Origin of the sequence: Pelotomaculum propionicicum (genome assembly GCF_048984525.1) — a bacterium.
GTDB lineage: Bacteria > Bacillota > Desulfotomaculia > Desulfotomaculales > Pelotomaculaceae > Syntrophopropionicum > Syntrophopropionicum propionicicum_A.
Window position 1 is genome coordinate 82384 of sequence record NZ_JBMGJC010000008.1, and the last position, 23163, is coordinate 105546.

The window sequence follows — 23163 nt, forward strand, 5'->3', positions numbered from 1 at the left end:
TTGGCAAAATCAAGATGCGGGATAGCCATCTCCTTGTACTGAGACAACGGGGTCAAACCTCGCTCTTGTTACTATTATCGCTGCAAGTTACCAGACAGAGGAATGGTCACACCTCTCTAATAGGCATTTCTTTGGGGTCAGAGGAATGTCTCCGGCTTGAAAAGCGTGTCAGAAGAACCGTCCCCTTGACACGGTTTTTATTTTTCCATCAGCACCGCCACACCGGGGAGCACCTTGCCCTCAAGAAATTCAAGGGAAGCGCCGCCGCCTGTTGAGATATGGGTAATCTTGTCTGCGACACCGGCCTTTTTGACTGCGGAGGCGGAATCTCCGCCGCCGATTATGGTAGTGGCCTTGCTTTCAGCCATGGCCCGCGCGATAGCCTCGGTGCCTTTGGCGAACGGAGCCATCTCAAATACTCCCATGGGGCCGTTCCATACTATGGTGCTGGCTGCTTTCATAGCCTCGGTAAACAACGCCACGGTCTCCTGCCCGATGTCAAGGGCCATCCAGTCGGCCGGGATCTGGCCGGCCGGCACCGTTTTTTGCTCGGCGTCCGGCGCGGCGCCCGGCGCCACAACCACGTCCAAAGGCAGGAGCAACTTTACTCCTTTATTTTTTGCCTCGGCAATCAACCCTTTGGCCAGGTCAATCTTATCTGTTTCCAGCAGCGATTTGCCGACGTCATACCCCTGTGCTTTCAGGAACGTGTTGGACATCCCGCCGCCAATTACCATCGTGTCCACTTTATCCAGCAGGTTTGAAACAACTGCAATTTTGTCGGAAACCTTGGCCCCGCCGATAATGGCTACAAAAGGCCGTTCCGGGTGGATTAAAAGCCGGCCCAGGATATCAAGTTCTTTCTCCATTAAAAAGCCTGCCACCGCGGGCAAAAACTCGGATACACCCTCAGTGGAGGCATGGGCGCGGTGGGCAGTGCCAAAGGCGTCATTCACATAAATATCGGCCAGGTCAGCCAGCTGCCGTGAAAATTTCTCGTCATTCTTTTCTTCTTCCGGGTGGAACCTGACGTTTTCAAGCAGGATCACATCTCCGCCCCGCATCCGTCCGATAGCCTCCCGTGGTTGGTCGCCTACGCATTCATCAACTTTAACGACTTCCCGCCCGAGAAGTTCGGACAACTTTTTGGCGACAGGGTCCATTTTATATTTTTCGTTTATTTGTCCTTTTGGCCGGCCGAGGTGGGAGACAAGAATTACTTTTGCGCCCTGCTCCACAAGGTAGTTTATAGTCGGAAGCGCTTCAACAATCCTGGTGTCGTCTGAAACATGGCCGTTTTTATCCAGGGGGACATTAAAGTCCACTCTTACCAGGACCCTTTTGCCGGCCACATCAATATCACGGACTGTCTTTTTAGCCATGGCCGCGATACCTCCCTTCCATACTCCCTGTAAAGCGCTGCCAAATACGCCAGTTCATCCCCGCCCCGCCTCAGTTGCGTTTCATCTCCTGATGGATAGGGAGGGCTGGTATTCTGAACTGTCTTATTTTGCAGCGCTTTCTCCTGGGGTGAAACCTATATTTCTTTTATGGTACTCCTGAATTTGCTGGTACTACTTGTCCTTCGATGCCATGTAAACAAGCAGGTCCAGCACCCGTTCCGAATAGCCCCACTCGTTGTCATACCAGGCGATAACCTTGGCCATATTTCCGCCGATGATCATGGTGGAAAGGGAATCAATTATCGCTGAATGGGGGTCGCCCTTGAAGTCGGCGGATACCAGGGGAAGCTCGGAATAATCCATGATTCCCTTTAAATACCCGTTGGCAGCTTCTTTAAGAGCGGCATTAATCTCATCAGCGGTCACCGTTTTTGACAAATCCACCACCAGGTCCACCACTGAAACGGTGGGGATGGGCACTCTCATGGAAAAACCGCTGATTTTGCCTTTTAACTCGGGAAGCACCAGCGCCACAGCTTTTGCCGCCCCGGTAGTGGTGGGAATAATGGACATGTTGGCCGCTCTGGCCCGCCTCATATCCCGGTGGGGCATATCAAGAAGCTGCTGGTCGTTGGTATAGGCGTGAACGGTAGTCATCAAGCCTTTTTCAATGCCAAAATTATCGTTCAGCACCTTGGCTACCGGGGCCAGGCAGTTGGTGGTGCAGGACGCGTTTGAAACCACGTGGTGCAATGCGGGATCATATTTTTCCTCGTTAACGCCCATCACCACGGTAAGGCAATCACCGCCCTTAGCCGGGCCGCTTAAAATTACTTTTTTAGCGCCCGCCTGGAAATGCTTGGCGGCGTCAGCCGGGTTGTTCAGCCTTCCGGTGGACTCGACCACGTAATCCACGCCGAGTTCTTTCCAGGGCAGCAGGGTCGGATCCGCTTCAGCAGTAATCCTGATCTCGTGCCCGTTTACTACGATGGCGTCCTTTGTAGAGCTGACATCCCGGTCAAAAATGCCGTAGATTGAGTCGTATTTGAGCATGTGCGCTACAGATTGAGCGTATGTATCGGTAACCGGGATCCTCCTGGATTTGTGATTAACCGCCATTACCTCGAGGTCGGGACGCTTCAGCGCACACCTCAACACGTCACGGCCAATCCTACCCAGTCCGTTAATCCCTATTTTACACCCCATTATGACTACGCTCCCTTCATTAGTATGCCTTATTAAACGCATTTTATAAAATTTAACTATTATTCTGTATTCTCCACCAGCCAAAAAGATCCTTCCCCTGATATAATTTTGGGAAATAAAAATAGATACAAGCTTCGAGCTTGTACCCTAAAAAACGCCACCGCTGCCGGCGCGCGGTGTTACTATTATTTCTATGCTAAAAATGATAACGAATGTACGGTACTTATAATTGTATGTCACATTTAGCAACGTTAATATCTTTTTCTTCTTCCGATGGCTGGAATATTTAATTCATCCCGGTACTTGGCCACGGTGCGCCGGGAAATTTTAATTCCTTTCTGCTTGATCATCTCAGAAATTTTCTGGTCGGTAAGGGGCAGCCTGCTGTCTTCCCCGGCGATAATCTCCTGGACCATTTTTTTGATGCATTCGGAAGATGTGGTTGATCCGGTGACATTGTTAAGCCCGGTGGAAAAAAATTGCTTCATCTCAAAAACACCCTGAGGGGTCTGTATATACTTGTTGGAGGTGGCCCTGCTGATCGTGGACTCGTGCAGACCGACTTTCTCCGCGACGTTCTTCAGGTTCAGGGGTTTCAAGTATTTAATGCCGTAGTCTAAAAAATCCCTCTGCATTTCCACTAAGCATTCCGCTACTTTGTACAGGGTCAGCCTTCTCTGTTCAATGCTTCTGATCAGCCAGACCGCTGCATTGAGCTTGCTCTCCACAAAACGGCGGGTCTGCGGGTCGAAGCTTTTTTCTTTTGAAAGCACTGAACGGTAAGTGGAATTAATCGTGATTCTTGGAGCTATCACGTCATTGACCAGAATTATATACTCGCCTTCCACTTTTTCCACAACTATGTCGGGAACTATATAGCGGTTATCGTTGGGGTTGGAAAAATTGCGCCCCGGTTTGGGGTCCAGCGTCTTTAAAATATCGGCCGCCTTCTGGACCTCCTGCACGGTAACGCCCAGTTCATGGGCAATCCGGCTTATTTTCCCCTTGGCCAGGTCTTCAAGATATTTTTCTATCAGTTCTTTTACAATCTCATTATTAATGCCCAGTGTATTGTACTGGATCAACAGGCACTCTTCTAAATTTCTGGCGCCGACACCCGGCGGGTCAAAAGTTTGGATCAGGCTTAAGACCATGGTGACTTCCGGTTCACTTACTTTCAGCCGGGCAGCCACTTCTTCCGGCGAGACCCGGATATAGCCCTTGTCATCAATGTTTCCGATCAGGTATTCGGCGATTAAACGCTCCGGGTTGGTGCAGGGGCTGAGGAAAAGCTGGGAGAGGAGGTGTTCGGAAAGTGTAGGCGCCTGGGAAACGAAATTTTCATAACTGTATTCGGGCTGGTCCCGGTTCCTTTCCTGGCGGCTGAAGCCCAGGTCGCTGCTGTCCTGAAAATAAAGCTCCCAGTCCAGGTCATATTCCTTTTTTTCCTCTCCGACCTCTTCAGATTTACCCTTGTCCACAAGCTCAAGGTTCTTCTCCGTGTCGTCATCGCGCAAATCAAGGAGAGGGTTCTCCTGGAGCTGCTGCTCAATATACATGGAAAGCTCAAGAGAAGATAGCTGCAGCACGGTTATGGCCTGGCGCAATTCCGGGGTCATGATTAATTTTTGCGTTTGTTCCATATTCAGCCCATAACCAATTCGCACTGCAAAATCACTCCTTAAGAAAAAGTGCGGATCCTGTTATATTTTATTCTTGAAAAATAGGCGTTTTCCTGCCTTGTATTTAATTATACCAGGATATTCAGGAGCCATTTGTTTCATTCCTGTTCAGAAAAAGCCAGCGCCTATTTTATAACCTGCCTTAAAGGCATGACCCGCTGGAGCAGTACCAGGCCTGCGGTGATCAAAAACGTTAAGGCGAAGGCTGTGACCAGGGCCGCAAGTTCCTGCCCGTCAGCAAACAGGTAGGGGTGAAGCCCGGCATAATAATCCATGATATCGTTGAGGAGCATCCACATTCCGGATATATAGACAATCGCCCGCTCAAACTGCAGTGCTTTTAAAAAGATAATACCCTCGGCGGCCATTCCCAGGTGGGAGACCCAGAGCATGATCTCGGTATACCCAAGGTTCCCGTACAAAGCACAGAAATGGGTGATGATCACCATGGCCCATATCCCGTACTTTATGACTGCCGTAAAAGCAACCACCTGAAACAGCCGTCCCAGCTGGCCGTTTCCCCGCATCAGCAGCGCCAGGGCAAAAAGTGTTGACGAGAGAGGGCTGTCCGATACAAATAGCCAGAGGTGAAAAGGGATGGACGCAAGCTGCTCGTGGTACCAGTAATACCCGTACAGAGATCCCAGCACGTTAATGACCATCAGTGGTATTGTAAATCGCGGCTGCCAGGGATCCCGCCAGAAATCCCGCCAGAGTTTAAGGATTAAGCTCATAAAACCATCCTTTTTTGCGTGTCAAGGGGACGGTTCTTTTGACACGCTTTTACTTCTCTATTATCCTTGCCGGCACTCCTGCCGCCAGCGCATGCGGCGGTATATCCCGGTTGACCAGTGAACCAGCCCCCACCACAGACCCGTCGCCAATTCGTACCCCGGGCAGTATAGTGACATTGGAACCGATAAGCACATTGGCCCCTATTTCCACCGGGCCTTTGCAATACTCGTCCACCCGGAACTCGTGCGTCAGGACGGTCGCGTTGTAGCCAATGATGCTGTTGTCTCCGATAGAGATCAGGTGCGGGAAAAAAATATCGAACATGGCCATCAGGCCGATGGAAACGTCACGGCCTACCTTCATGCCCAAAAAGCTGCGGCATAAAAAGTTCTTCATGCCAAAAAAGGGGAGGTAGCGGCACAGTGTGATTACCAGGAAATTAAAAGCCACCCTGGGGAGGCTTACAATTTTAAAAGAGTATCTCATCGAATTTTTGGGGCCTGGCGAGAGAAATTTTTTAATCCGCCTCATGGCTTGCCGCCTCTTATCTTTTCAGCAATTTCTTCAATCTTTCTCATGCGGTGGTTAACCCCGGATTTTCCAAGGGGCGACTGCATTAGTCGGCCCAGTTCCGCCAGACAGGCGTCGGGATATTTCAGCCTGAGCTCCGCGGCTTCCCTGAGGGGCTCCGGGATCTTTTCCAGGCCTACGGTGTTTTTGATTAAATCAATATTTTCTATCTGCCGGACGGCGGCATTTACCGTCTTGTTAAGGTTTGCCGTCTCACAGTTCACCAGGCGGTTGACATTGTTGCGCATATCTTTGTAAATTCTGGCGTTTTCAAAATTGAGCAGGGCTGAGTGGGCACCAATAATATTCAGAAAGCTGACTATGTGCTCGCTTTCTTTCAGGTAAACCACGTTATGGCTTTTGCGCTGGCTTGACTTGGCAGCCAGGTTGAATTTATTCATGAGGCCGCTGATAGTTTCAGCAAACACAATATTATCGGTTGTGATTTCCAGGTGATAGTTGCCCTCGGGCCGGTTAACCGAACCCCCGCCGAGAAAAACTCCCCGCAGGTAAGCGCGCCTGCAGCATTCGCGGCGCAAAAGGTCGCGGGGCGCCATATCCCTCAGCAGGCCCGCCCCGTCCAGCATGCCCAACTGGTGGAGAATATCGTTGATCCCCTGCTGAAAGGGGATGCGCACCAGGTAGACATAGTTCTTTTTCAAACGTTTCTTTCTCTGGACCAGGACCTCTGTTTGCAGGCCAAAAAGGCTTTTTACAAGCGACAATATTTTTCTTGCCACAGCCGCGTTCTCAGTGGTAATGTGCAGGGACAGCCGCTGGCCGCTGCTGATTTGCACGCTGCCATTCATCTTGATGAGGGCGGCCAGTTCGGCCAGGCGGCAGCAGGAACGCTGGCCCACCACGCGGGCTAACTCGTTTTTGGTTACTGCCGAAAAGGACAAACCGCTCCCCTCTTTCTTTTTGGCATATATTATACCACAAAAAAACGCCTCTTTATGAGGCGGTCTGAAATACGGGATGTTAATGGCACAACATCACACGTTTTGGACTGCGATGGGAGGGCTGTTATCTGGATGAGATTTCATGCAAAGCGTGTCAAGAGAACCGTCCCCTTGACACGTTTTTATAATGATGAGAGTTCGCGTTCAAATTCTTCCTTTCGCTTTTCCCTGGAATATTTTCTTTCCTCTTGCAGGGCTTTTTCAGAGTAAACAATATTCAATATAGCCCTGGCGAGCTTTTCGGGGTGATGCCGCACCACGTCCGTTTTGTGGATCAGGTCCTCGGCAACGGCTTCAATCCCCAGCTTCTGTATTTCGCTGATATCCGCCGTGACCGGTTCAGCTCCTTCCTGGCGGTAGCGGGCCCGCAGCCTGAACGGCACCTGTCCTGTATTCAGGACTACGTAATCCAAAAATTTGCCGGTGTGGCTGATGATCGCCTTCAGGTGGGAAGAAGCGGTAAATCCGCCGGTCTCACCGGTTTGGGTCATTACATTGCATACGTAAATTTTAACAGCCGATGCCTTTGTGAGCGCCTCCGGTATGCCTTTCACCAGAAGGTTGGGAATTATGCTGGTGTAGAGGCTGCCCGGTCCCAGCACTACCGCGTCCGCCTCCGCAATCGCCGCCAGAGCCCCGGACAGCGGCAGACATCGGGACGGCTTCAGATAAATCCTTTTTATCGTACCGGTGGTGCGCGATATTTTTGACTCTCCCTGCACCACCCTGCCGTCTGCCAGCTCGGCGCAAAGAGTAACGTCAGAAAGTGTCGCCGGCAGCACAAGGCCGCGAATAGCCAGGACCTTGCTCAGACCTCGCACGGCCTGGTCAAACCCGCCGGTCATATCGGTCAGGGCGGCCAGCAGCAGGTTGCCCATGCTGTGTCCCGCCAGTTCGCCGGTTGAAAACCGGTACTGCAGCAGCTCTTCCATAAGCGGTTCTTTATCGGCAAGGGCAACCAGGCAGTTCCTGATGTCCCCCGGCGGCAGAATGCCCAGCTCTCCCCTGAGGCGGCCGGAACTGCCCCCGTCATCGGCCACGGTGACAATGGCGGTGAGGTTGCTGGTATACTCCTTTAAGCCGCGCAGTAGCACCGATAACCCTGTGCCGCCGCCGATAACCACAATTTTAGGCCCGCGCCTGAGGCTCCGCCTGGCGTAAATCACCTCCGCCATCCTGCTTTCCTCATCGGGCGCCAGCACGCCCGCTATGGAGTGAAAAACTCTCAGTATGCCGAAGGCCATAATTGTGAGGCCTGAAATTACAATAATAATGCCGGCAGGCTTACTATACTCTGCACCGAAAAGGACGCCTTCAAGACGGTGGATGGAACGGGCAAAGTCTCCCAGCAGCCTGCCCTCCATCAGGAGGTCCACTCCAACCGAGGCCATTAACAGGCCGGCCAGAGCAAGAAACAACCACCGTTTAACCTTCATCCCGGGGTACAACCATTTCAGCAGGACCATTTTTTCAGCCCCTAAAACAATTTTTTAACAACCAGCTAACTAACTGGGAGACTGTATCCTTACAGCCTGTTTAAATCCCTGTGCCGGACTGTTACCCGGTATTTCTTATCGCCAAGGGCCTCACCCAGCCTGTTGGCCAGGGCTACAGACCTGTGCATGCCTCCCGTGCAGCCGATGGCGATCATTAAAGTTGTCTTGCCTTCATTAATGTATTCGGGAATTAGAAACTCCACAAAATCGATAAACTTATTCATAAACTTTTCTGTGACCGAAGATTTGAATACAAAGTCACGGACAACCTGGTCATTGCCCGTAAGGGAGCGCAGATCCGGCTGGTAATGCGGGTTGGGCAGGAACCGCACGTCAATAACAAGATCGGAGTCCAGCGGAATTCCATATTTAAAGCCAAAGGAGACAGCAGTTATATGCAGCCCGGCTTGACCGGTCTGATCGGCAAAAATAGCGGCTATTTCTTCTTTTAGCTGTTTGGGGACCAGGCCGGAAGTATCGATGATCTTGTTTGCCCGGCCCCTGAGGTCCTGCAAGAGGCTGCGCTCCTGGCGGATAACTTCCAGCACCTCCCCGTACGCGCTCAGCGGGTGGCGGCGCCTGGATTCTTTAAAACGGCGCACCAGGGTTTCGTCGGAGGCCTCCAGGAACAGAATTTCGTACCGGATGCCCCGGCTGTTGAGGTCGTTCAGCACTTCAAAGAGGGTGTTAAAAAATTCTCCCCCCCTGATATCAACACCTAATGCTATTTTATTAATTCTATTGGCAGCCTGTGCACAGAGCTCGGCAAATTTGGGAATCAGCGCGGGTGGCAGGTTATCGATGCAATAGAAGCCCAGGTCCTCCAGGCTGCGGAGGGCCTGGGTCTTGCCCGCCCCGGAAAGCCCGGTGACAATTACAAATTTTGGCGCGTTCATTGATAAACCTCCCAGTTTTTTCTTCGATACCAGTTGACGGAAGTCATAAGCGCGACAGGAGAACTGTCCCCCTGGTCCCATGGGTACTTGATCCCCGAGGCCGGGAAATCACCAGGAGGGCACCCTTGATTCCTCCCCGAGCGTGTCAGAAGAACCGTCCCCTTGACACGGTTTTAGTGCACGGCGTTGATGACCATTTCCGACGGGAACCGCAGCCTTTCCACCAGTGCCAGCCCGGATGCGAGTTCCCCCACGGTTTCAGGGTAGTGGGCGTCGCTGTTTATGGCCAGCCTGGCCCCCCAGCGGGCGGCGGAGCGCACGATTTCTTCTTTATTATAATTGTGGCCGGTGTTTACTTCAAGGGCGGTTTCCTTTCCGGCACAGGCCCGGGCGAGCTCATCGACGTCCACGGGCAGCATCAGGTCCGGGTGGCTGACGATGTCGACCGGGTAGCTGTGGACTGTTTCAACCAGGGCTTTGGTGTTGGTACTGCGCATCTTCTCACGGGCGCTCCGGTTAAACCTGGCCGCCAGGTTGGGAAGTGTGTATAGTAGAGCTTCACCAAGTTTTTCTGGTATGTAGTAAGGATGAAGGCCGGCGATCAGCAGGTCCAGCTGGTTGATGATTTCCTTCGGCAGGTCAAGGCGGCCGTCGCTGCTGATCACTGCCGCCTCGGCTCCCACCAGTGCCCTGATATCGGGCAGCAGGGTCGCCAGGCCGGCCACCTCTTCCCTGATCTGCAGGAATGTTTCCGGCCCCGCCACGCCGATGCCCAGGCCTCTCGGGCCGTGGTCGGTTATAGCCACCTCGGAAAGGCCCCGCTCGGCGGCTGCCTCTATGTTTTGAGCCGGGGTACCCCGGCCGTCGCTGTATTTAGTGTGGGTATGGTAGTCCGCAAAAAGCTTCACTCTTTCGCAAGCTCCCATTTGAGATAATTTATTACTTTGACCGGACCGGGATCGATGCCGTAGAGCGCCGCCAGGTATAAGCTGGCGTAGTCACCTGTGTAAATAAGGGAAAAAAGCCTGGCCAGGTCCCCGTCACCGGAAGCCCAGACCTCGGTGAACCCGTCCACCACGTCTTTTATTATTCCTTTGGTAATCTCGATGCGCTTTTGCACCCGGGGATGATCCCGCTCGTCCCTTAGGATGATCACGTGGATTTTATTTAAAATTTCCAGGGGATACTCGAAACCGACTATTTCATTGTGGTTTAACTCGGGAAATACATTCCAGTAAGCGGGCGCCTTGGCGTTCTCGTTAATCTGGCCTTTCCACCTCTGCGCCACTACTTCGGTGGTGCCGGTAGTGCCCCAGATCACGGGTATTTTTTTATAAAGTTTATGGGCGATCTGTTTGGAGACGTTATCCTCCCTGGGAGATTCCGGCCCGATCGTTTTATGCAGCTCTTTGATATAACTGATCATGCCGGTTATCTCCGCGTTTAAATCGGGCAGCATTCCCAGCCGCTGCAGGATGCCCAGGGTGGGGATGAACAGGTAACCGGTAGCCGCCCTGGGAGCGCAGCCTGACGGCACCTTCACCAGGGGAACACCATCTCTCGAAGCCATCTCGCCCAGTTTCCCGCCGGTGGTAATGGCCATAACGGAGGCTCCCCTGGACCGCGCTTCCTCATAGGCGCTCAGGGTCTCCTCGGTATTGCCGGAATAGCTTACCGCGAAAACCAGTGTGTCGGGGCCGACAAATTCTGGCAGCACGTAGTCCCTGTTAACTGTTACGGGCACGGAGATCCTGCCGGCGGTATAGACCCTCAGCAGGTCGCCGCCTATGGCTGAACCGCCAAGCCCGGTTACCACGATATTAGAAATGGCCTCGATATTCGGCAGTTCAACATCCTTTAAAATGCTGCAGACAGCCTGATTACACTGGGCCGACAGCCCCTCGAGGGCGGCTATCATGCCGGTGGAGTCAAGCCTGCACAGACCCTCAAAATTATTCAGATCAAATTGCTGTGTCAACGTCACTGCCTCCTTCCAAATCCTCAATTATTTTTAAAGCGGGCGGCCGGATTTCCAGGACGTCCTCGATGTATGCCCGCAGGACCTCGGCTACGCCCCAGGCCTGGGCTATAGTGCCTCTTGGGACGGCCGGCTCGTCGCCGTCAAATATTTCCGAGATATACCCGACCCCGTGGTCGCGCAGCTGGTCCCGGAAAGGTGAAATGAACCGGCGGGCCTGCTCGCGGCTGGCCGCGTTATAACCATTAGCCCTGCGGTAAGAGGTAATAAACGGCCCGATCAGCCAGCTCCAGGCTGTCCCCTGGTGATAAGCACCGTCTCTTTTTATTCGGTCGCCGATGTAGATCCCTTTGTATGCAGGGTCCCATGGCGACAGGCTGCGGATACCGTAGGTGACATAAAGTTCCGACCAGACTTTCTGCACCACCCGGCGCATCTGTTCCGTGGTTAGCATGCTGTACGGCAGGCTCACCGCCAGCAGCTGGTTGGGCCTGACACTGCAGTCCGTCCCGTCGGGAGAAACCACGTCATGGAGGAAGCCCCCGCTCTCATGCCAAAATTTGTCCTGAAAGCTCTTTTTAATTTTATCCGGCAGCTCCTTAAAGGCAAAATCTTTTCCCAGCAGTATGCAAAGTGTCTTAAAAACCATGACCGAGTTATACCAGAGGGCGTTTATCTCAACGGCCTTGCCGTGCCTGGGCGTTACCACCCAGTCGTCCACCTTAGCGTCCATCCAGGTCAGCTGGACATGCGGTGAACCGGCGCTCAGCAGGCTGTCCCCGTCCATGGCAATATTATATTCAGTACCTTCCATATACCAGCTAATAATGTCTTTTACCGCCGGGTAAAGGTGTTCCCGGGTAAAATCCAGGTCGGCGGTGTAAACAAGGTATTTATAGACCGCGTTGATGAACCAGAGAGACGCGTCTACTGTATTGAATACCGGGTCTGTCATGCCGTCGAAGAAAGCGTTGGGTATAAGCCCTTTCCGGCAGTGGTGAACAAATGTGAGCAGGATCTCCCTCGCCTCCTGGAAGCGACCGGTCACCAGGGTCAGCCCCGGCAGCGCAATCATAGCGTCCCGGCCCCAGTCGGCAAACCAGGGATAACCGGCAATAATAGTCTTTTTGCCTGTTGAACGGCGCTTGACAATAAACGCGTCAGCCGCGCGTGCCAGGCGGCGTACAAAATGGTCTGTGCTGTCCGCCATATCGACGACCTTGCTGATCCGCTCTTTTTCCTTTTGCAGCAGCTCTTCACCCTTGACGCTGCCGATATCGGCGGCGGTCGCGATCATAGAAAAAGTCTTGACTTCCCCCGCGGTGAAAGAAATTTCAAAATATCCCGGTATGTAAAGGTCCTCGTAAGGATTCTCACCCCTTTCCTTTTCGGCGGCATAAGCCATTCCGTTATACCATTTTCCTTCCTTCACATAAAAACCGGCATCGCAGGCAAGTTTCAACAAAGGCATTTCTTCCCTGCCTTTTATAGAGACAGCGCCGCCCGCTGCGGTCTGGTTGAACTTAATTTGTCCCTGGCTGGTGATATAATGGTGTCCCCGGCAGTTCACCATAGGGGTCAGCCTCAGCACGCCGGGCGAGGCCCCGTTCAGCACCCGGTACAATATCACGGTGGTGTTGGAACCGTGCACCATGAATAAGGTTTTTTCCAGGAAGATGTCGCCGAAACTGTAAGTAAAAGTAGGGATCGTGTCTATCCTTACCTGCTGGAGGTGAATAAAGCCCAGCTCGGCGAAACCGGAAGCGTGCTGGTTCGCGGCCAGGTTGTAGGTACATGGGCCGCTGGTGAAGCGCTCGTCCAGCTTGCTTAAAAGGGCTACGCGCCAGCCCGGGGGGTTGTGGGCCGCGATCAGCAGGCCGTGGTATTTGCGCGTATTGGCGTTAATAATGGTGCCGGAGGCGTAGCCCCCAATGCCGTTGGTTACCAGCCACTCTTTTTGAGCGCCCTGCTCAAAGGTGCGCCAGTCATTCTTACCAAAGTAATACATTAAAAGACTACCTCCTCCCACTAGAATGATCAGAGGCCTGTCAATTTATTCTGGTACGTTCTTTAACACAGGTCATTCCATACCTATTATATTCTAAACCAGGACAAACCTTTCCAGCGCTTCCACCACACCGTCGCCATATGGCGCGGCTGTCACGTAATCAGCATATTTCTTTATTTCATCCCTGGCGTTGGCCACCACCACGCCCAGGCCGGCGTAATCCAGCATGTCCAGGTCGTTGTACCCGTCCCCCACCGCCATGACTTCTTCCCGCTTGATGCCGAAATGCGCGGCCAGGAAAGCCAGGGCGTTCCCTTTAGTGGCTTCGATGTGGACGAATTCAAGAAAATGCGGCTTTGATTTGCTGACGGTAATCTTCCCTTTGTAGATGGGATCCAATTCGGCTTTCAGCTCGTCGACCAGGTATTCTTTCGCTATGGCCAAAACTTTGGTGGGATCGTGGTCCAGGTATTCCAGCAGGTCGCCCACCACTTCAGCTTCAACCCCGGCTATGGCGGCATACCGGCGTCCCTCCTCGTCGTCGCGCTCCATCAGCAGGCGATCGTCAAGGTAGCCGTTGAGGTGATAGCCGTACTGGTGGACCCTGGTGATTATTTCCCTGGCATATGCCAGGGGCAGAGGCTTGTCTACCAGCACCTCGCCCGAAAGGGAGTTTTTTACCAGGGCGCCCTGGTATGTGATCAGCGGTATGTCGATGCCGAGTTCCCCCGCAATCCGCGCCGCCGACCGGTACATGCGGCCGGTGGATACCGTGAAATAAACCCCCGCTGACCGCACGGCTGCGACCGCCTCCCTGACCCGGCCGGTAACCCGCAGGTCCTTCGAAAGCAGCGTGTCGTCCAGGTCCACCGCCACCAGCTTGTATTTCGTGTCAAGGGGACGGTTCTTTTGACACGTTTTCAGAGTACTACCAGGATTATCAGGCAGAAGGTGTTCTTGGTGCATGTTCTTCCTCCATAATATTTCTGCATTGCACCTTGTCGGTTCTCCTGTCTCATTTTACTCCAATAGCACCCAAGCGTGTCAAGGGGACGGTTCTCTTGACACGATCGTGTCAGGGGGACGGTTCTCTTGACACGTTTAGCGGTCAGTTGCAGCCAACCGTATGAGATACTCTTTTCTCCTGCTCTTCACTTAACCAATATTTCGCCAAGGAGTACCTTAACAATGATTTTCCATTGTTATTTCAGCCCAGCCGCTCTTCTCTGCACAACCCCCCTGTCAATTTCGAGCAGGCCGGCTATCTGCCGCAGCGACAGGTTCGACCTGCTGGTAAGCTCTTGAATCAGCTTGTTTCTCAAAGTCGAGTTTTGCCGTATTTTCAGCGTATCTCTGGTCAGGCCATAGTCATTCAAAAAACCTTCTATAAAGGCGTCTGCATTTATCAGGCTTATTTCAGCTTCCTCATCCGTATAATCGGCAAACACATCGTCTGAGGCCATTTTGTTGAATTCCAGGAACATCTTTGCAGCCTGGTTTTCATTCTCCGAAAACATTCCCAGCACCGTGCTTCTATCTAACCCCACCGGGTCCCGATAACCCTTGTCCAGGTAAGGGTTCAGGCTGCTCCAGCGGTACAGCGCGGCGTCTTTTACTATTCCGGCTTTAACCGGGTTGTTATGGATGTACCGCACGCATGCCAGCATGTAGCTGTTGTCTTCTATGTTTTCGCTCCTGTACCTGTCCTGCAGCAGGTGCCCGACGCGCTTGTATTTCTTATTGAAGTAATGCGCATAGCTGATGTTAATCCGCTGCATTATGCGGGCAATCTCATCAACACCTTCATTGATCAGCAGATGGACGTGGTTATTCATCAAGCAGTAAGCATAAATGTTCCACTTTTTCTCTTTGTTTTTTTCGCGGATGATATACAGGAGCTCTTCCCTGTCTTCGTCGTCAAGGAAGATATCCTTTTTCTCATTGCCCCTGATCATAACGTGGTAAATTTTGCTTTCGCTTAATTTCCTCATCTGCCGTGGCATAATATCACCCCCCGGAAAGATAAATATACATATTATACCATAAAAAGTTATAATGAGGTAAAATTGAAAAATAATGAGGTGGGTTTGAAATGTGTTAAAGAGGATTTCAGGCAGCCTACTCCATGATAATTAAAAACGTGTCAAGAGAACCGTCCCCTTGACACGTTTTACTTGTGGAAGAATTCGTATACTGCCTGGGCGGCCTTTTTGTCCATGCCCTTGACGGCGGCCAGCTGCTCCGGGGTGGCTTTTTCGATTTCCCGCAGGGAGCCAAAAGCCTTTAGCAGCGCGCGTCGTCGCACTTCGCCGACGCCCTCCACCTCGTCCAACAGTGACTTGAGCCCGGCTTTGCCCCTGAGGTTGCGGTGATAGGACAGGGCGAAGCGGTGAGCCTCGTCCCGCAGGCGCTGCAGCAGGTGCAGGGCAGGGGAGGACCTGTCAATTATAACCGGCGCCGACCGCCCCTCGGCAAAGATCTCCTCCTCTTCTTTGGCCAAACCAAAAGCCGGTATATGGGAGAACCCCAGCTCCCGCATCACGTGGCGGGCGGCCGCAAGCTGCCCTTTGCCCCCGTCAATGATAACAAGGTCGGGAAGTGTGAAAAACTTAGCTTCCCTGCTTGAAATCAGTCCGGAATTAAACAGCTCCCGCTCCTCGGCGGCTCTCTTGAAACGCCTGCGCAGGGCTTCCTGCATTGACGCAAAATCATCAGGCCCTTCGACCGTGCGAATTTTAAAGCGGCGGTACTGATCATTGGCGGGCTTGCCGTCGATAAAAACGACCATAGAAGCAACGCTGTCGGTCCCCTGGGTGTTGGAGATGTCGTAGCACTCCATGCGGTGGGGCGAGCCTGTCAGGCCCAGTTTCTCCGCCAGCCCCGCCAGTGCCTCAGCCGCGTCTTCCCGGCGGACCGCCTCCTCCGACCGGTGCTGCTCCAGGGTGAGCAGGGCGTTGGCCGCCACCATGTCCGCCAGCTTTTTCTTTTCGCCGCGCCGGGGCACCTTCAAAGTGACTTTTGATCCTTTTTTGCCTGAAAGCCACTGCTCTATCACAGCCTGCTCGTCCTTCACCTCAACGGCGAGAAGAACATCCCTCGGTACAAAGTCAACATCCGTGTAATACTGCTTCAGGAAGGAGGCGATTACCTCCGGCCGGCTTAAGCCCTCCACCCCCTGCAGCATAAAGTGCTCCCTGCCGATAAGCTTACCGCCGCGGACAAAAAACACCATCACGCAGGCCTCATCGAGAACATCGGCGCCAGCGACGGCAACCACGTCCTGGTCCTCAAAGCCGCCGGTGATAATTTTTTGCCGCTCAACCACCTCGCGCACAGCCTGCAGCTGGTCGCGCAGGCGGGCGGCGAGCTCAAAGTCCAGGACCCGCGCTGCCTCTTCCATTCTGGCAGCCAGCCGTTTGACCAGGTCTTCCTGCCTGCCTTCCAGGAACAGGCATATCTCGTTGATCATCGAACGGTAGCTGTCGCTGTCAACTTGCCCGGCGCATGGCCCCAGGCAGCGCTTGATATGGAAATTCAGGCACGGCTTCTGCCTTAACGCCGGCTCTTTTTGCTTGCAGGACCGGAAGGGGAAGATTTTTTTTAAGAGGCGCAGCGTTTCATTCACCGCTCCCACCCGGGTATAAGGCCCAAAATACCTGGACCCGTCTTTTACATGGCGCCGGGTGATCATGACCCTGGGGAAATCATCCGCCAGCGTCACCTTCAAGTAAGGATAGCTTTTGTCATCCTTGTACATGACGTTATAACGGGGGCGGTGCTCTTTGATCAGGTTCTGCTCAAGGATCAGGGCCTCCACTTCCGAGTCGGTCACAATAATATCAAAATCAGCCACTCTCTCCAGCAACACCTTTGTTTTAGGCGGCAGCTGGGCGCCCGGCTGAAAATATGAGCGGACCCTGCTCTTGAGCGAAAGGGCCTTGCCCACATAGATTATTTTTCCCTTGTCGTCCCGGTACAGGTAAACTCCCGGCCTGGCCGGCAGGAGCTTCAATTTTTCTTCCAGCTGCATTCAGCGCACCGCTTTCACGCAATACAATAATGTAAACAAATCTGGCACACGGGAACCGTCCCTTGCGCTAAATTCAAAAGCGTGTCAAAAGAACCGTCCCCTTGACACGATCGTGTCAAGAGAACCGTCCCCCTGACACGCTTTTCAGGGCTTTTTTCAAAAACATGCCGGTGTAAGATCCCGGCACCGAGGCCACTTCTTCCGGCGTGCCGGCGGCCAGCACCTGCCCGCCGCCGTCCCCGCCCTCCGGGCCCAGGTCAATGATATAGTCGGCAGTCTTGATCACATCCATATTGTGCTCGATAACCACAACGGTATCGCCCGCTTCAACCAGCCGGTGCAGCACTGTCAATAGCCTGTCGATGTCGGCGGTATGCAGCCCCGTGGTCGGTTCATCAAGGATATAGAATGTCTTGCCGTTGGACCTGCGGGACAGCTCCGTCGACAGCTTCACCCGCTGGGCCTCGCCCCCGGAAAGCGTGGGCGCCGGCTGCCCCAGGCGGATGTATCCCAGGCCCACGTCCTGCAGCGTCTTCAGCTTGCGGTATATCTTCGGAATATGGCGGAAGAAATCCACCGCCTGCTCCACGGTTGATTCAAGCACATCGGCAATATTCTTACCCTTGTACCTGACCTCAAGTGTTTCCCGGTTGTAGCGCAGGCCTTTGCAGACCTCGCAGGGCACATAGACGTCCGGCAGGAAATGCATCTCGATCTTGATAATGCCGTCCCCCCGGCATGCCTCGCAGCGCCCGCCCTTGACGTTGAAGCTGAAGCGCCCGGGTTTATAGCCGCGCATCTTGGACTCCGGCGTCTGCGCGTACAGGTCCCTGATGTCGTTGAACACACCGGTATAAGTGGCCGGGTTTGAGCGCGGCGTCCGTCCGATGGGAGACTGGTCGACATCGATCACCTTGTCCAGCTGCTCTATGCCGCGGACACCGCGATTTTCCCCGGGGTGAGTTTTGGCCCCGTGCAGTTCCTGGGCCAGCTTGCGGTACAGGATGTCGTTGACCAGGGTGCTCTTGCCCGAGCCCGACACGCCGGTAACACAGGTAAACACCCCCAGGGGAAAGGCCACGTCTATATTCTTTAAATTGTTTTCGGCGGCGCCCAGCACTTCCACCGCCTTGCCGTTTAACGGGCGGCGGCTGCCCGGCACCGGTATATACAACTTGCCGCTCAGGTACTGGCCGGTTATTGAATCCGGGTTTTGCGCGATATCTTTATAAGTGCCTGTGGCGACCACCCGGCCGCCGTGCTCGCCCGCGCCGGGCCCGATATCGATGATGTGGTCGGCCGCCAGCATGGTGTCCTCGTCGTGCTCGACCACGACCAGCGTGTTTCCCAGGTCGCGCAGACGCTCCAGTGTCTTGAGCAGGCGCTGGTTGTCACGCTGGTGCAGCCCGATGCTGGGCTCGTCCAGTATATAGAGCACGCCCATCAGGCCGGAGCCGATCTGGGTGGCCAGCCTGATCCGCTGAGCCTCGCCGCCCGCCAGGGTGCCCGCGCCCCGGTCCAGGGTCAGGTAGTCCAGGCCCACATTGATTAGAAAACCCAGGCGCTCGTTGATCTCCTTTAAAATCTGCCGCGCTATAATCTGCTCGCGGCTGGTCAGCTCAAGCCCGCTGAAGAAGTTTTTCGCTTCAAGCACTGAAAAGCGGGCGACTTCGGATACGGACAGTCCTCCCAGCTTCACCGCCAGGGCCTCGGGTTTGAGCCTGGCGCCCCCGCAGGCTGGACACGCCCGGCTGCTCATGTACTGCTCGATTTCCTCGCGCTGGTGCTCGGAGCCGGTCTCCCTGTAGCGCCTGGCCAGGTTGTTGATTACCCCTTCAAATGGGACATTCATTTCATGCCTGCGGCCGTAATAATCATTCTGGAGAATAAATTGAAAACGCCGGCCGCGGGTGCCGTACAATATCACATCCAGGTGTTCCGGGACCAGTTTGTCCAAAGGTGTATCCACGCTGAAGCCGTAATGCCCGGCCAGTCCCTCCAGGAATTGGTAGGAATAACTCCCCTTGTGCCAGCCTTCGATAGCGCCCTGCGCTATCGACTTGCGCCGGTCCGGGACCACCAGGCCGGGGTCGATTTCCCTCTTGAAACCCAGGCCGGTGCATTCCGGGCAGGCTCCGTATGGGCTGTTAAATGAAAACAAGCGCGGGGATATTTCGGTGATGCTGATCCCGCAGTCCACACAGGCGAAGTTTTCGCTGAAGATTATTTCTTCACCGCCGGCCAACGCCGCAGCGGCCACGCCTCCGCCCTGTTTCAGAGCTGTCTCCAGGGAGTCGGCTAGCCTTCTTTCGGCGCCCGGGCGTATAATTATGCGGTCCACCACTACTTCGATGGTGTGTTTTTTGTTTTTGTTCAGCTTAATATCCTCTGAGGCGTCCAGCACCTCGCCGTTTACCCTGACCCGGACGAAACCGCCGCGGCGGATATCTTCAAGGACCTTGACGTGCTCGCCTTTTTTCCCCTGCACCACGGGCGTGAGGATCTGGAGCCTGGTGCCTTCCGGCAGGGCCATTAAATGGTCAACCATCTGCTCCACCGCCTGGCGGGTAATCAGCCTGCCGCAGCGGGGGCAGTGCGGCCGCCCCGCCCTGGCGAAAAGCAGCCGGAGGTAGTCGTAGATCTCTGTCACTGTCCCCACCGTGGAGCGGGGATTATTGCTGGTTGTCCTCTGATCTATGGAAATGGCCGGTGAAAGGCCTTCAATGTAATCCACATCCGGTTTGTCCATCTGGCCCAGAAACTGGCGGGCATAAGCGGAAAGCGACTCGACATAGCGGCGCTGCCCCTCGGCGTAGATGGTGTCAAAAGCCAGGGAAGACTTGCCTGATCCGGACAGCCCTGTAATAACCACGAACTTATCCCGGGGGATCTCCACATCTATATTTTTCAGGTTATGGGCGCGGGCGCCCTTGACCAGAATTTTGTCAAGCATATATTAACTCCTTATTAAACCGTGTCAGGGGGTCGGTTCCGTCGACACGCCATTAAAAATTTTATCTAATTCGAGGAGTCCCTTAATTAAATGTATACGGCGGTATGAAGTCACACCTGAGCGGAAACTGGTCTGAAATATTTGTTCGGTCAGACACTCAGGCCGAGGAGTATCCTGATTAATGGACCGGGGAGCACCCCGATTGATACAGGGAAACGGCCTCTTGCTACAATCTTCAATGTATCACCAGTTACGTCCCCATGATTCCCACGTTTCATTTGCTTCGATAAATTTCAAAAACGTGTCAGAAGAACCGTCCCCTTGACACGGTTTTTAGGCGTCGGGGATGTCGGGGACGGCGGGGCCGATGCCCTTTTCACTGCGCAGCTGCAGGCGCAGCTCGATGATCACGTCCCTGAGCTGGGCCGCCCGCTCGAAAGCCAGCTGGCGCGCCGACTCGCGCATCTCTTTTTCCAGGGAGGCGATGGTTTTCTTCAGCTGGGACTTGGTCATCTTTTTGCCTGTTTGGGGCACTGCCTCATAAATGGCCTTCGGCTCGGCGGCGCGGGTAGCCTCTATCACGTCGCGCACCGATTTCCGGACGGTCTCCGGCGTAATGCCGTACCGGCGGTTGTATTCGACCTGCACGCCGCGCCTGCGGTTCGTCTCCGTAATCGCCCTGTTCATGGAGTCCGTGACCTTGTCGGCGTACATGATTACTTTTCCCTCAACGTTGCGGGCCGCCCTGCCGATGGTCTGGATCAGGGATCGCTCAGACCGGAGGTAGCCCTCCTTGTCTGCGTCCAGTATGGCCACCAGGCTCACTTCGGGCAGGTCCAGCCCCTCCCGCAGAAGGTTGATCCCCACCAGCACGTCGAAAACGCCCAGCCTGAGGTCCCTCAAGATCTCCATGCGTTCGATGGTCTTGATGTCCGAGTGCAGGTAGCGCACCTTGATCCCGATTTCGCGCAGGTAGTCTGTCAGGTCCTCGGCCATCTTCTTGGTCAGGGTGGTTACCAGGACCCTCTCCCCGCGCCGCACCCGCAGGCGAATTTCCTCCAGCAGGTCGTCTATTTGGCCCTGGGAGGGGCGTACGGAAATTTCAGGGTCAAGCAGCCCGGTGGGCCGGATAATCTGCTCGACCACCCGGGAGGTATGCTTCAGTTCGTAAGGACCCGGCGTGGCTGATAGATAAATCACCTGGTTCAGCCGCTCTATAAACTCCTGAAAGGTAAGAGGCCGGTTGTCAAATGCCGACGGCAGACGGAACCCGTATTCCACCAGCGCTTTCTTGCGGGAGCGGTCGCCCTCGTACATGGCGCCCACCTGGGGTACGGCCACGTGAGACTCGTCGATAAACATTATAAAATCTTTCGGGAAATAGTCCAGCAGGGTATAGGGGGGCTGCCCGGGCGCCCGGCCGGTTAAATGGCGCGAGTAGTTTTCAATGCCGCTGCAAAACCCCATCTCGCGCATCATCTCCAGGTCAAAGTTGGTCCGCTGCTCCAGGCGCTGCGCCTCCAGGAGTTTACCCTGCGCCCGCAGCTCCGCCAGGCGCTCTTCCAGCTCGGCCTCGATAGTCCCAATCGCGCGCTCCATTATTTCACTGGAAGTGGCGTAGTGGCTGGCCGGGAAAACAGAAACATGGCTGCGCTCGCCCAGGATCTCTCCCGTGAGCACGTCAAACTCCAGCATCCTTTCCACGTCATCGCCGTTAAAATCCACCCGGATCGCTTTTTCCGAAGCGGAAGCCGGAAAAATCTCAAGCACGTCGCCCCTTACCCTGAATTTGCCCCGGATAAAATTGATGTCGTTGCGTTCGTACTGGATGCTCACCAGCTTGCGCAGCACGCTCTCGCGGTCGTACGTTTCCCCCCGGCGCAGGGAGAGGACCAGGGTGCTGTACTGCTCCGGGTCGCCAAGCCCGTAGATGCAGGAAACACTGGCCACGATAATTACGTCCCTGCGCTCAAAAAGGGCGCAGGTGGCGGAGTGGCGCAGCTTATCGATCTCGTCGTTTACGGACGAGTCCTTTTCAATATAGGTGTCGGTATGCGGGATGTAAGCTTCCGGCTGGTAGTAATCATAATAGCTGACAAAATACTCAACCGAATTATTGGGGAAAAATTCCTTAAATTCACCGCAAAGCTGCGCGGCCAGGGTCTTGTTCGGAGCCAGCACCAGGGTTGGCCGCTGGAGCGCCTGGATCACATGAGCCATGGTAAACGTTTTGCCGGTGCCGGTGGCGCCCAGCAAAACCTGGCCCTGCCGGCCGTTCTTAATCCCTTCCGCGAGGGCCGTAATGGCTTCAGGCTGGTCCCCTTTGGGAATGTATTCGGATTCAATCTTGAATCTTCGCATTAATTCACCTTTCAGTCTGTTTAATACAATTAGTATACCATAAGGAGCCGCCTGCCGAAAGTATGTTCTGTTTTCATAAAAATTTGTTACGGCAGCAGGGTGTAAAAATAGCCTGCAGTCCTGCTTTTGGGACTGAGGTCCCGTAAAAAATTAGGATCTTCGTTTATTTCAGTATTGTCAAAAAAAATATAATATAGAGAAAATATGTAGAATTATACATTACTGAGCTGCTTAAGGTCTATTTAATTAAATAAAATGCGAGCGGGATACCATGAAAGACAAAATGCTTTTTATATTTAGTTTGATATTGTTGTTTTTGGGGCTGCGTTTCACACCGCCAGACTCCTGCAACAAGTACGCTTTCAATATTATTGCCTATGTCGTTCCGCTTCTGCTGCTTTACTATTTAACGGCTAAATATATTTTAAAAAGATACAGAGCCAGAAAGGTATTTATATCAAAAAGAAACCTTGATAAATATCTAAATAAAGATAAATATCACTGATTGTTTTAACTGCGGAGGGGGGTTGCAAATATAGTTAACGATACAACTACTTGCTTCGGAGGTGATATATACTGAATAGGGCTGAACTAATAAAGTGCTTGAGTGAAAAGACAAATCTCACGAAAAAAGACCTCGAAAAGGCTGTGGAAGCGTTCTGCGGCTCAGTGACAGAGGCACTTGCCGCAGGAGAAAAAGTCAGGCTGGTGGGTTTCGGCACTTTTGCCACAAAAAATCGCGCGGCTAGAAAAGTTTATAATCCAACTAATAAAGCTAAAACAAAGATTAAAGCCAGGAGAATTCCAATTTTTAAAGCGGGCAAAAACCTGAAAGACCTGGCAGGCAGATGACCCTCCCGAAATGAAATGAGCAAATACATAA

At 53.6% G+C, this 23163-nt stretch carries 17 protein-coding genes; 1 reads left to right on the plus strand and 16 read right to left on the minus strand.

The window, feature by feature from the left end; all coding sequences use genetic code 11:
* Nucleotides 1–197 precede the first annotated feature (197 nt).
* The 16 genes from ACOBQJ_RS10325 to uvrB all read right to left on the minus strand — a co-directional run bounded on the left by ACOBQJ_RS10325 (nt 198) and on the right by uvrB (nt 22280).
* On the minus strand, nt 198–1382 hold the full coding sequence (locus ACOBQJ_RS10325; protein WP_421071679.1) for a phosphoglycerate kinase: 1185 nt from the start codon (nt 1380–1382) through the stop codon (nt 198–200).
* 192 nt (nt 1383–1574) lie between these two features.
* The gene (gene gap / locus ACOBQJ_RS10330) at nt 1575–2609 is read right to left on the minus strand and encodes a type I glyceraldehyde-3-phosphate dehydrogenase (RefSeq protein WP_421071680.1); all 1035 of its coding nucleotides are present in this window, start codon (nt 2607–2609) and stop codon (nt 1575–1577) included.
* 251 nt (nt 2610–2860) lie between these two features.
* Nucleotides 2861–4276, minus strand: a complete 1416-nt coding sequence (rpoN, locus tag ACOBQJ_RS10335) for an RNA polymerase factor sigma-54 (protein ID WP_421071681.1) — start codon at nt 4274–4276, stop codon at nt 2861–2863.
* Nucleotides 4277–4416: 140 nt separating this feature from the next.
* Nucleotides 4417–5025, minus strand: coding sequence for a DUF1405 domain-containing protein (locus ACOBQJ_RS10340; protein ID WP_421071682.1), 609 nt, complete (start codon nt 5023–5025; stop codon nt 4417–4419).
* 49 nt (nt 5026–5074) lie between these two features.
* Nucleotides 5075–5557, minus strand: a complete 483-nt coding sequence (locus tag ACOBQJ_RS10345; RefSeq protein ID WP_421071683.1) for an acyltransferase — start codon at nt 5555–5557, stop codon at nt 5075–5077.
* Nucleotides 5554–6498, minus strand: a complete 945-nt coding sequence (gene whiA, locus ACOBQJ_RS10350) for a DNA-binding protein WhiA (RefSeq protein WP_421071684.1) — start codon at nt 6496–6498, stop codon at nt 5554–5556. The genes ACOBQJ_RS10345 and whiA overlap by 4 nt, the downstream gene beginning before the upstream one ends.
* Before the next feature lie 182 nt (nt 6499–6680).
* Nucleotides 6681–8024, minus strand: a complete 1344-nt coding sequence (locus ACOBQJ_RS10355) for a gluconeogenesis factor YvcK family protein (RefSeq protein WP_421071685.1) — start codon at nt 8022–8024, stop codon at nt 6681–6683.
* 59 nt (nt 8025–8083) lie between these two features.
* Entirely contained in the window at nt 8084–8950 is an 867-nt protein-coding gene (gene rapZ / locus ACOBQJ_RS10360) for an RNase adapter RapZ (RefSeq protein WP_421071686.1), read from the minus strand.
* A 173-nt stretch (nt 8951–9123) separates the two neighbouring features.
* Nucleotides 9124–9858 carry a PHP domain-containing protein gene (locus ACOBQJ_RS10365; protein ID WP_421071687.1) on the minus strand — a complete coding sequence of 245 codons (735 nt, stop codon included), beginning with the start codon at nt 9856–9858 and terminating at the stop codon, nt 9124–9126.
* Nucleotides 9855–10928 carry a bifunctional phosphoglucose/phosphomannose isomerase gene (locus tag ACOBQJ_RS10370; protein WP_421071688.1) on the minus strand — a complete coding sequence of 358 codons (1074 nt, stop codon included), beginning with the start codon at nt 10926–10928 and terminating at the stop codon, nt 9855–9857. Before ACOBQJ_RS10370 ends, ACOBQJ_RS10365 begins: the two co-directional genes overlap by 4 nt.
* A complete protein-coding gene (locus ACOBQJ_RS10375; protein WP_421071689.1) occupies nt 10912–12936 on the minus strand; it encodes an amylo-alpha-1,6-glucosidase in 2025 nt (674 codons plus the stop codon). Before ACOBQJ_RS10375 ends, ACOBQJ_RS10370 begins: the two co-directional genes overlap by 17 nt.
* Nucleotides 12937–13029: 93 nt before the next feature.
* Nucleotides 13030–13902 (minus strand): Cof-type HAD-IIB family hydrolase, encoded by an 873-nt coding sequence (locus ACOBQJ_RS10380; RefSeq protein ID WP_421071690.1) that lies wholly within the window; start codon nt 13900–13902, stop codon nt 13030–13032.
* Nucleotides 13903–14138: 236 nt separating this feature from the next.
* A complete protein-coding gene (locus ACOBQJ_RS10385) occupies nt 14139–14939 on the minus strand; it encodes an REP-associated tyrosine transposase (RefSeq protein WP_421071691.1) in 801 nt (266 codons plus the stop codon).
* A gap of 167 nt (nt 14940–15106) precedes the next feature.
* Nucleotides 15107–16966 carry an excinuclease ABC subunit UvrC gene (gene uvrC / locus ACOBQJ_RS10390; protein WP_421071692.1) on the minus strand — a complete coding sequence of 620 codons (1860 nt, stop codon included), beginning with the start codon at nt 16964–16966 and terminating at the stop codon, nt 15107–15109.
* A gap of 115 nt (nt 16967–17081) precedes the next feature.
* Nucleotides 17082–19919 carry an excinuclease ABC subunit UvrA gene (uvrA, locus tag ACOBQJ_RS10395; RefSeq protein ID WP_421071693.1) on the minus strand — a complete coding sequence of 946 codons (2838 nt, stop codon included), beginning with the start codon at nt 19917–19919 and terminating at the stop codon, nt 17082–17084.
* A gap of 333 nt (nt 19920–20252) precedes the next feature.
* Nucleotides 20253–22280 (minus strand): excinuclease ABC subunit UvrB, encoded by a 2028-nt coding sequence (gene uvrB / locus ACOBQJ_RS10400; protein ID WP_421071694.1) that lies wholly within the window; start codon nt 22278–22280, stop codon nt 20253–20255.
* A gap of 576 nt (nt 22281–22856) precedes the next feature.
* Here uvrB and ACOBQJ_RS10405 point away from each other — a divergent pair.
* Entirely contained in the window at nt 22857–23132 is a 276-nt protein-coding gene (locus ACOBQJ_RS10405) for an HU family DNA-binding protein (RefSeq protein WP_421071805.1), read from the plus strand.
* Nucleotides 23133–23163: the final 31 nt, after the last annotated feature.

Coding starts and splice junctions, on each gene's coding strand:
- ACOBQJ_RS10325 (WP_421071679.1), bottom strand. CDS start 1,382: ATGGCTAAAAAGACAGTCCGTGATATTGATGTGGCCGGCAAAAGGGTC.
- gap (WP_421071680.1), bottom strand. CDS start 2,609: ATGGGGTGTAAAATAGGGATTAACGGACTGGGTAGGATTGGCCGTGAC.
- ACOBQJ_RS10340 (WP_421071682.1), bottom strand. CDS start 5,025: ATGAGCTTAATCCTTAAACTCTGGCGGGATTTCTGGCGGGATCCCTGG.
- ACOBQJ_RS10345 (WP_421071683.1), bottom strand. CDS start 5,557: ATGAGGCGGATTAAAAAATTTCTCTCGCCAGGCCCCAAAAATTCGATG.
- ACOBQJ_RS10355 (WP_421071685.1), bottom strand. CDS start 8,024: ATGGTCCTGCTGAAATGGTTGTACCCCGGGATGAAGGTTAAACGGTGG.
- rapZ (WP_421071686.1), bottom strand. CDS start 8,950: ATGAACGCGCCAAAATTTGTAATTGTCACCGGGCTTTCCGGGGCGGGC.
- ACOBQJ_RS10375 (WP_421071689.1), bottom strand. CDS start 12,936: ATGTATTACTTTGGTAAGAATGACTGGCGCACCTTTGAGCAGGGCGCT.
- ACOBQJ_RS10380 (WP_421071690.1), bottom strand. CDS start 13,902: ATGCACCAAGAACACCTTCTGCCTGATAATCCTGGTAGTACTCTGAAA.
- ACOBQJ_RS10385 (WP_421071691.1), bottom strand. CDS start 14,939: ATGCCACGGCAGATGAGGAAATTAAGCGAAAGCAAAATTTACCACGTT.
- uvrC (WP_421071692.1), bottom strand. CDS start 16,966: ATGCAGCTGGAAGAAAAATTGAAGCTCCTGCCGGCCAGGCCGGGAGTT.
- uvrA (WP_421071693.1), bottom strand. CDS start 19,919: ATGCTTGACAAAATTCTGGTCAAGGGCGCCCGCGCCCATAACCTGAAA.
- uvrB (WP_421071694.1), bottom strand. CDS start 22,280: ATGCGAAGATTCAAGATTGAATCCGAATACATTCCCAAAGGGGACCAG.